At 39.1% G+C, this 10,196-nt stretch carries 8 protein-coding genes; 5 read left to right on the forward strand and 3 right to left on the reverse strand.

Translation table 11 applies throughout. From position 1 onward, the window contains the following. The first annotated feature begins 163 nt into the window (after positions 1-163). The 4 genes from HEQ36_RS25590 (at position 164) to HEQ36_RS25605 (ending at position 4,950) form a co-directional block, all read left to right on the forward strand. The gene (locus tag HEQ36_RS25590) at positions 164-1,465 is read left to right on the forward strand and encodes a DNA cytosine methyltransferase (RefSeq protein ID WP_168636266.1); all 1,302 of its coding nucleotides are present in this window, start codon (positions 164-166) and stop codon (positions 1,463-1,465) included. Between the two features lie 287 nt (positions 1,466-1,752). Continuing rightward, positions 1,753-2,691, forward strand: a complete 939-nt coding sequence (locus tag HEQ36_RS25595) for a serine hydrolase (RefSeq protein WP_168636265.1) — start codon at positions 1,753-1,755, stop codon at positions 2,689-2,691. A 40-nt stretch (positions 2,692-2,731) separates the two neighbouring features. Then, on the forward strand, positions 2,732-4,078 hold the full coding sequence (locus HEQ36_RS25600; RefSeq protein ID WP_168636264.1) for an N-acetylmuramoyl-L-alanine amidase: 1,347 nt from the start codon (positions 2,732-2,734) through the stop codon (positions 4,076-4,078). A 212-nt stretch (positions 4,079-4,290) separates the two neighbouring features. Next, the gene (locus HEQ36_RS25605) at positions 4,291-4,950 is read left to right on the forward strand and encodes a rhomboid family intramembrane serine protease (protein ID WP_168636263.1); all 660 of its coding nucleotides are present in this window, start codon (positions 4,291-4,293) and stop codon (positions 4,948-4,950) included. Between the two features lie 143 nt (positions 4,951-5,093). Here the strand turns inward: HEQ36_RS25605 and HEQ36_RS25610 are convergent, their stop codons facing one another. Beyond that, entirely contained in the window at positions 5,094-5,570 is a 477-nt protein-coding gene (locus tag HEQ36_RS25610; protein WP_168636262.1) for a DUF1499 domain-containing protein, read from the reverse strand. Between the two features lie 134 nt (positions 5,571-5,704). Continuing rightward, positions 5,705-7,213 (reverse strand): UbiD family decarboxylase, encoded by a 1,509-nt coding sequence (locus tag HEQ36_RS25615; RefSeq protein WP_168636261.1) that lies wholly within the window; start codon positions 7,211-7,213, stop codon positions 5,705-5,707. A gap of 162 nt (positions 7,214-7,375) precedes the next feature. Here HEQ36_RS25615 and HEQ36_RS25620 point away from each other — a divergent pair, with 162 nt between their 5' ends. Beyond that, positions 7,376-8,743 (forward strand): hypothetical protein, encoded by a 1,368-nt coding sequence (locus HEQ36_RS25620; protein WP_053540682.1) that lies wholly within the window; start codon positions 7,376-7,378, stop codon positions 8,741-8,743. 54 nt (positions 8,744-8,797) lie between these two features. On the opposite strand, the gene HEQ36_RS25625 is transcribed toward HEQ36_RS25620, so the two are convergent. Beyond that, positions 8,798-10,051, reverse strand: a complete 1,254-nt coding sequence (locus tag HEQ36_RS25625; RefSeq protein ID WP_168636260.1) for an FGGY-family carbohydrate kinase — start codon at positions 10,049-10,051, stop codon at positions 8,798-8,800. Between the last annotated feature and the right edge of the window lie 145 nt (positions 10,052-10,196).

Here is a 10,196-nt window from a genome sequence, read left to right on the forward strand (position 1 = left end):
TCCCCTGTTCCCAGTTAAGAGTTCCCTGTTCCCTTCTCTCAATTTCTCGGTTTAGCATAACAAGTACCGAAGAGCCAAATCGCCCAAACCCTCTTCAATCTTGCCTTTTGCCTTGTCATAACGACGATTTTCAATGCTAACCTACTTAACTCATAACTAACTAATGGTAAAAAAACGACCAATTGCAGTTGATTTATTTGCAGGTGCAGGTGGCATGACTTTAGGCTTTGAACAAGCTGGTTTTGATGTCCTAGCATCTGTGGAAATAGATCCAATTCATTGTGCAATTCATCAATTTAACTTTCCCTTTTGGACTGTGTTATGCAAAAGTGTGGAAGAAACAACAGGGAAGGAAATTCGGAATAGTTCTCAAATTGCTAATCAAGAAATTGATGTAGTATTTGGTGGTCCACCCTGTCAAGGTTTCTCATTAATGGGAAAACGTTCTTTTGATGATCCAAGAAACTCTTTAGTTTTCCATTTTATTAGATTAGTTGTAGAATTACAACCCAAGTTTTTTGTATTGGAAAATGTCAAAGGAATGACAGTCGGGAAACACAAAGAATTTATTGCTGAAATCATTAGTCAATTTTCCGAAAGTGGTTATCAAGTTAATGCAAATTACCAAGTTTTAAATGCAGCTAATTATGGAGTACCCCAAAATCGAGAAAGGTTATTTTTACTAGGTGCGCGTGAAGATTTAGAATTACCTAAATATCCAGAAAAAATCACATTCCCAGCAAAATCCAATCAATCTTCCGAAACTAAGTTAGTCTTAACTCCTACAGTTTGGGAAGCATTACAAGATTTACCAGTCATAGAAAACTATCCAGAACTATATCAACAAGATTGGATATTTACAGAGTTTGCTAAACCTAGTAACTATGCTAAAAACCTGCGTAATCTTCCAACTGCAAAAAACAAATATTCCTACAAACGTCAATATGATCCTACTTTACTAACATCAAGTTTAAGAAGTAAGCATTCGACCGAATCTATGGATAGATTTGCATCCACACCACATGGTAAAATCGAATCAATCAGTCGTTTTCATAAACTTGATCCTGATGGTTTTTGTAATACCTTAAGAGCCGGAACACCTAGTAATAAAGGTGCATTTACTTCACCTCGTCCCATACATCCTTTTATCCCCAGATGTATTACTGTTAGGGAAGCTGCGCGGTTACATTCCTATCCTGACTGGTTTCGATTTCATCCGACAAAATGGCATGGTTTTAGACAAATTGGTAATTCTGTTCCCCCGCTTTTAGCACAAGCAGTCGCAGAGGAAATTATTAAATTTTTAGATATCAAATCTTCTGATAGTGCAAAAGTGACAAAAACCATACCTCAAGGTATTAAAGATTTAGGGGATATTAGTTTATTAACACTTGATATGTCAGCAGCAGCGAAATACTTTGGAGTGAACCCTGATGTTATAGAACCGAGAACCAGAAAAAAATGAATTTTTAGAATTTAGGTAATACAGCAAATTGTATCAATATCACCAATTATTTATAGCCATACTCCTGACTGGGCGCAGGCCCTGCGCCCCTACCTCCTGATAGCGTAGCGTGGCGTTAGCCATACTTCTAACCCTCACAGATAACTATAAAATATTGTTAAATCAAATGCCATGATAAATTACCTGAAATTAGCCTAATCATAATTATTACCTCAGTAATTATACAGATAATGATAGGATTGAGTCCAGAACCTAAACTCCCAATACCATAAGGAAATTATTTACAAATGATTTTTTTTAATCAAGACCAACAACTAGAAAATATCGGTAATCAAATTTTAGAGGCAACTTGGGCAGAGTTTCCAACTTTAGCATCTCATCAAATTGCTTTGACTTGGGTGGTATATGATCCTCCCGCACCAGTGAATACGGGTGGTGCGCTGACTCCTAACGCTTTTTGGGAACATCCGGTGCGGGGTTTTAGCTATCGGGGGGGAGAACGGATTTATCCTGCGAGTGTGGTGAAGTTATTTTATTTGGTGGTGGTGCAAGAATGGCTAGAGAAAGGAATGAGTCAGGCTTCGGGAGAGTTAGACCGGGCTTTGAAGGATATGATAGTTGATTCTAGAAACGATGCGACTAGTTTAATTGTTGATATCATCAGTGGAACTACTTCTGGTCCTCAGTTAAGTCCTGGCCCTTTTGAAACTTGGAAATATCAACGTAATATTATTAATCGTTATTACCAGTCTTTGGGGTGGGAGGAAATGAAGGCGGTTAATGTCTGTCAAAAAACTTGGGGTGATGGTCCTTATGGACGGGAAAGGGCTTTTTATGGGGAGATGTTTGAAAATCGGAATATGCTGACGACGGATGCGACTGCGAGATTATTACATAGTATCGTGGGTGGGGTGACGGTTTCTAGTGAGCGATCGCAATCTATGATGAATTTACTCAAACGCAGTATTAAGCCAGAAGAGTTAAGCCAAGATGGCGATGAGAACCAAGTTACAGGCTTCTTAGGGGGTGGATTACCTCAAAATAGTCAAATCTGGTCAAAAGCAGGTTGGACAAGTACAGTCCGTCATGATGCGGCTTATATTGAATTACCAGATCAGCGCCCTTATCTGTTGGTGGTGTTTACGGAAGGGAAAGAGCAAGCTAAGAGTCGGGAAATTTTACCTTTTGTGTCTAGAAGAATTGCAGAAGCGATCGCTAATTTATAGAATTGCAATTGCTGGGACTTAACAACGGAAATAGGTAAAAATGGGACGGATTTTTATTTCTGCGGCACATGGTGGCACAGAAGCGGGTAAAAATGACCCCGGTGCGATCGCTGGTGGCACAACGGAAGCAAAGGAAATGATTCTTTTGCGGGATTTAGTGGTGATAGAACTGCGGACCCGGAATTTAGAAGTTTTAGCTGTTCCTGACGATTTAAGTGCGGCTCAAACTATTGCCTGGATTAATGCTCGTGCTAATGCCAAAGATGTAGCCCTAGAAATTCAAGCCAATGCGGCCAATAGTCCATCTGTGCGGGGAGCAAGTGCATTTTATATTGCCAAAAACGATCAGCGCAAGCAAAATGGAGAAATGTTATTAACGGCACTTTTGCGCCGTGTCCCCCAATTACCCAATCGCGGAGTAAAACCAGATACAGATAGTGGCTTGGGTAATTTGCAATTTTGTCGTCAAACAGCGATCGCCGCCATATTACTACAAGTCGGTTTCCTCAGCAGTCCCGAAGATCGGGCTTTATTACAAAGTCGTCGTCGTGATTTTGCGATCGGAATTGCCGAAGGACTAACTACTTGGAGTCAAGCAAATGATCCTCAGCAACCAACAACCGAAAATTATCCCAGCATTAACATCAATATCAATGGACAAAATTACTTAGAACAAGGACTATTAATTAATGGTAATGCTTACATCCCCATTGATTTAGTAGATCGTTTACGGATTGATATTTCAAAATTAACTAATTTACGCCGGATTACCTATCGGCAAATAGTTTATATCAAAGCCATAGAACTTCGAGAATCTCATATTTCTATTGATTGGGATAGTGCCTCACGCACAGTCAGATTACGTTCAATTTCAACAGTTTGTCCCGGACAAATTGAACAACTTATCTCCAATGGCAACACATCAGAAATACAATTACAATCATTTCTAAAAATCAATAATGAAAGTGCCATTACCCAATTTCCTGAACTTCCCAAACTATATCGAGAAGAAGCAACCATTGAAGGCATAAATCATGACATTGCTTTTTGTCAAATGTGTCTAGAAACTGGATTTTTACGTTTTGGAACTGACATCAAACCCCAACAAAATAACTTTGCCGGTTTGGGTGCAGTTGGTGGTGGTGCTGAAGGAGCATCATTTCCCAGCGCGAGAATTGGTGTCAGAGCGCATATTCAACATTTAAAAGCCTATGCCAGTTTAGAACCTTTAGTCCAGCCAGAAGTAGATCCGCGATTTCGTTTTGTTACCAGAGGTGTTGCTCAGTCAGTTAATCAATTATCAGGGCGCTGGTCTGCGGATTTAGACTACGGAATAAAAATTACAGCTATTATCAGAAGACTCTATGAATCAGCAAATCTTTTGTAATTAGGTAACAGGGATTAGGTAATATAGGATCACTTGAATAAGATACTTCTTAGCCCCCTCATCGCTTGCGGGTTGGGGGTGGGGTTCTTATATCTCACTCAACCGATAAGCACTATAGGATAAAAATATTCTTTATTCTTCATTTTTCCTTCCTGACTCCCAACTACTGACTCCTGTTATAGTGATATTAATAATGATTAGGAACAATATTTGTGTTTCCCCTCTACGATGAAAACCCGACCCGAATTACGCCATATTTTACCTATGGTTTAATTGGCATGAATATTCTAGTTTTTTTCCATGAAATAAGTTTGTCGAATTTACAACTAGAACAATTTTTTCAATTGTATGCGGTAATACCGCAAGAATTAACAATCAACTGGAGTGGAGAGTGGACAACCTTATTTACCTCACAATTTTTGCATGGAGGTTGGTGGCACTTAATATCCAATATGGTCTATCTGTGGGTATTTGGTAACAATATTGAAGACCGCTTAGGGCATTTTAAATATTTATTATTTTATTTAACCTGTGGTGCTATAGCTGCTTTATGTCAATGGTTTATTGGTATGTACTCCACTATCCCTTCATTGGGTGCAAGTGGGGCAATTTCTGGAGTTCTGGGTGCATACTTAATCTGGTTTCCTCAAGCGAGAATTACCACTTTAGTTTTTTTGGGTTTTTTCATCACCACAATTAATATCCCCGCATTAGTAATTATTGGTATTTTCTTTATACAAAATCTTATCGCTGGTTTTGCCAGTCTCCAGACAGCAGCTAAAATGAGTGTAGAAACGGGAGGAGTCGCTTATTGGGCGCACCTTGGGGGTTTTGTTGTGGGGAGTATTTTTGCCCTGGGAAATAGAGAATAGAGAATTGGTCATTGGTCATTAGTAATAAAATCTCTATTCTCATCCTGTTAATCCTAAAATCCTGGAACTTCTGATTCAGACAACATCCTCATCCTGTTAATCCTTAAATCCTGGAAATCCTGATTCAGACAAATTAAATTACATTAAATATTCAAATCCCGTAAAGCTAACCGAATTTGTTCTAAGCGTCTGCGGTTGACACCAAAATCAGAATCTCCTACACGAGATGCAGAACGGATATGAATAACTGACTTATCGCTAGGAAAATAAAACTCCACATCATCAACAAACTTGAAAATGCGACTTTTAGAAATTGCATGAATATAATTATCTGTTTGTGATACAATCGTGGTGCGGGGAACAACAGTGAGAACTTTTAGTAAAGTTTCTCTGGCTTTATCTCGTTCTATATGATAGGTAATCGGCTCAATAGCGTGTTTAGCATCAGCATTTTGACTGACAACACAATTAGGAGAAACTGGACAAGGACTAAGACTAGCTGACTCAATTCCTAAGCTTGAAGCTGAAGCAGTTGCAGGAATTATAAAACTCAGGATCAACGTTAGGAATATTGAGACAATAATCTTTTGTAGTTGAGTGATTGTTGTTAAATTAGACATAATCAGTTAACTGTTATATTCTGTGATTTTCTGTATATTATCAGCTTTCTATACATTATCATCAAATTAGGTTTTTCAGATTTTCCATCTTCAAATCACACTCCCCTTCTGATAGAGAAGGGACAGTGTGGGTATTACTTCATATCGTAACCAAATAGATTAGGATCAACTTCTCCTAATTGTAAATCTGCTAAACCATATTCTTGCCAGCGTCTTTCTACCATTTCCGCAACATTGGGATCTGATTTTAATGGTTCACCCCATTCATGTTCTGTTTCTGGAGGAATCTTTGTAGTGGCATCTATACCCATTCTCCCACCTAAACCAAGTTTTTCACTAGCAAAATCTAAAGTATCAAAGGGAGTATTTGGTAATATAAATACGTCTCTGGTAGGATCAACTTTGGAACTGATCGCCCAAACCACTTGACGGGGATCACGAACATTGATATCTTTATCAACAACAATCACAAATTTAGTGTAAGTAAATTGTGGTAGCGCACTCCAAAACGCTAAAGCTGCTCGTCGTGCTTGTCCAGGATAGGCTTTATCTATGGAAATAATCGCCGCTTTGTAACTTAACGCTTCCATTGGCAGGAAGAAATCAACTATTTCTGATACCTGTTGCCGTAAAATAGGGGTGTAAATGCGGTTAAGTGCGATCGCCATCATGGCTTCTTCTTTCGGTGGCAACCCGCTAAATGTGGTAAGATAAATGGGATTTTTGCGGTGTGTCATACACTGAAACCGCACCAAAGGGGAATCCTCCACACCGCCATAATATCCCATGTGGTCGCCAAAAGGTCCATCCGGTAAAACTTCCCCCGGTGTAATTGTCCCTTCTAAAACAAATTCAGAATCTGCGGGAACTTCCAAATCTACGGTTTTACATTTGGCTAAGTTGACTCCCGAACCGCCATACAATCCAGCAAATAACCATTCTGATAAATCTACAGGAATGGGTGTGGCTGCTGCCATAATGATTAAAGGATCTACACCCAGAGCGATCGCTACTTCTAACTTTTTACCACGTTCTGCCGCTTTGCGTAAATGTCTCGCACCACCCCGCACCGATAGCCAATGTACAGTCATAGTATTATTAGACTGTAACTGTAAACGATATACGCCTACATTGGGGATTCCCGTCTCACAATCCTTAGTAATTACCAATCCTAGCGTAATAATCTTGCCAGCATCTCCCGGATAAGGACGTATTAAAGGCAACTTATTTAAATCTAAATCATTTCCAGCAACTACCACCTGTTGACAAGGCGGAAAAAAGTCCCTTCCCGGTTTAGCTTTCACCACGTCAAACAGCACTTTACCAAAATCTATAGCTTGGGAAATCTTTTTCGGTGGTTTGGGTTGCTGAAGCATACTTAGCTTCTTTCCCAGGGTTTCCAACTCCTCTGGTTTTTCCATGTTCATCGCCCAGCATATCCTTTCCACAGTCCCCATTAAGTTAACTGCGACGGGAAAAGATGCACCTTTGACATTCTCGAATAGTAAGCCTGGACCACCTTTTTGCAGCATTCGGTTGGAAATCTCCGCAATTTCCATATCTGGATCAACCAAAGCTGAAATTCGCTTCAATTGCCCTCTTTCTTCTAGAATTTTAATGAATCCTCGTAAATCTCGCGCCATTGTTTTGTTTTAATTATGAAGAATTGTAAAGCTATTTTTATTTTAGTCTTGATTTGGATAAGTTGATTTTTTAGTACAAATATACTATATTGAGGAAAAGAGGGATTTTTCTCACGCAGAGAGGGAAATCCGGTCTTTAATTGATAAAAGTTAGGGGGTTTTATGTCGAAGTTAAATCACCAAATTTCTCTGTTAGAACTTATCCAAATTTTATCTGAATATCGTCAACATATCATTTTGAATTTACATAAATTAAAGGAAAATTACCAGCGAACTCGTATTAAACGGGTGAAGGGTGTTAGAGATATTAATGGCGATTTGATCAGTCCTGAATTACAAAGTGAAGATATTTATGCTGGTGATTTTGTGCAAATGGGTGTATTTGCTATAAATCGCAATACTGCTACTATTAATATGTTAGTGAAGCGGAAAGTTAAACTGGTAAAGGCTGAAGATCATACCCCTATTATTGAGATTGCAGGGTTACTGGCTCATGATTTGCATAATTTCAATAATTATACCATTGTCAAAGATGGTAAAGTTCATATTTCGGCTTTAAATATTAAAATCAGCAACAAGAAAGTATTTGATTTATTGCAATCTAAAGGCGTAATTACTGCTGATAAGTTTGAATTTGATTGTGAATATCAAATTCAATTAGATAATTTACCATTAGTTCCTGTTAATATCAATTTTGGCAATATTGATGGGTTATTTACGCAATTAGCAGAAATTAAGGTGATTACGAGCATTCTGTCTGCTTGCTTACGTCATCAATCAGAATTATTTGTGAGTAACCAAGTAGAGGAATTAAAACAACATTATTTATCCAAAAATCTCTATCTGAATTTTCCTACCACTCAGGAATATTCAGATCCAATTGATTCTCATATTAGTCATAAAATTGAGTTTGGTAATCAGGATATTCTCAACTTGAGTAAATTATATGCTGCTAACCAGTTTTTAGGGCGGAGATATGAAGTTTACGACCAAGAAACTGGCGAGATTTTCCTGAAACCAACTTTGGAAATGGTGTTAAATCAAAATATCGCTTTTCGACAAAAAGCAATTTCTTCAAGAATGAAACTAACTAAAGTTGATGATTTGATGAAACCCATTTTCGATGACTTTCTGGGAATCAATATCAATGGAAAAGTAGGAGAAATTCTCGGCAAAGTTGGTGAGCATAATTTGGCATTATTATTATATACTCAACACGCTCATAAATCTGTCAATAGAGAAGAGTTAATTGCAGCTATGACGACAGCTTATAAAAAGTTAGTAGCTTATGTTGAGCAAATTTACCAAGAAAAGATTTCTCCTATGGTGTTTTATATTGGTTCGACAGGACTCTTACCAAATAAAATCTCAGCTACAGCGTTAACTGCTGATGAATTAGCGGCTAAATATCCCCATTTGCAATTTTCTAAAAATGAACAATCAGGAACATTTTTTGAAGTAGGAAATACCATTATTAGCATTTACCCGCAAACAGAATATTACAGTAAAAATTCATTAGCTGTTAGTTAGTTCATAAACTAAGATCCCCGACTTCTTAAAGAAGTCGGGGATCTGAATCTTCAACTAAATCTGTACTTTTCCCATTGCTAAAAGTGCTGTTCCATAAGCTGCTTCTGTATGAATTGATGAAACAACTGGTACTTTTGAATAACGTTGACGAATAGCTGTCCAAACGGAATTAGTCGCACCACCACCAGCAGTATAAATATGGGTTAAAGAATCTGCACCTAGATTTTGTAATAGTTCATATCCTCTAGTTTCTATTCTCGCCATACTTTCTAATAAACCATGTAGAAATTCTTTATTTTGATCGGGACGCGGTTCTAGTCTGGGTAATAATTGGGGATCATTAATGGGAAAGCGATCGCCTGGTTTCAATAATGGGTAATAATCTAACTCACTGGGTTGAGTTGGATCAATTTCCGCGCTTAACCTCACTAACTCAACATTGCTGAAAAAATGCTTTAAAACAGCACCTCCTGTATTAGAAGCACCTCCAGTTAGCCACAAATCACCTAAACGATGGCTATAAATTCCATATCGCGCATCTTCAATTCTTTGACGACTTAAAAGTTTTAGCACTAAAGTTGAACCCAGCGAAGTTACCGCTTCCCCCGGAAATTTAGCTCCACTGGCTAGAAAAGCCGCAATACTATCTGTTGTGCCAGCAACCACCAAACAATCGCCTTTAAAGCCAAAATCAGCCGCAATCCTGGGAAGTAATTCACCAATAGCAGTTCCCGGTGTTAACACTTGTGGTAACTGGAGAGGAATTTCTAACTGTTCCAACCATTCTGGGTATTGCAATTTTTCTACATCATAACCTAGCTTCAAAGCGTTGTGGTAATCGCTAATACCTAACTCTCCATGCAAAAGAAACCCCAGCCAATCGGCTTGATGTAGTAAATATCTGGCTTTTGCAAAATCAGGTAATGCTTGCATCCAGAGGAGTTTCGCTAGACTAGATGTAGCACTTAACACAGTGTGATTATCTGGAGCAATCCGACTCAACTGTTCTAAAGCCGCCGCACCCCGACCATCGTTGTACAATAGCGGCGCGTCTACAGGCTCTCCAGCCCCATCAGTCAGCAAAATAGTAGAAGAAGTCCCATTAATAGCGATCGCCCCTATTTCCCCCCTTAAAGCCTCCGGAATTTGCCCTAATAGACTCCATAAAGCCTCTCGCCAACATTTTACCCAATCAATAGTCTCAACCAGCCAATAATGACGCATTTCCGACAAAACGCAACCTTCTTCATCAATTACCACACCCCGTGCGCCAGAAGTGCCAAAGTCAATACCAAGGGATAAAGTCATAAATTCAGGGGAGTTGGGGGAGTTGGGGGAGTTGGGGGAGTTGGGGGAGTTGGGGGAGTTGGGGGAGGTGGGGGAGTTGGGGGGGGGGGGGGGGGGGGGGGCGGGGGTTGGTGTGGGTTGTAGAAGTGGGGATAGTGGTATTGGT

The organism is Anabaena sp. 54, assembly GCF_017355725.1.
GTDB lineage: Bacteria > Cyanobacteriota > Cyanobacteriia > Cyanobacteriales > Nostocaceae > Dolichospermum > Dolichospermum heterosporum.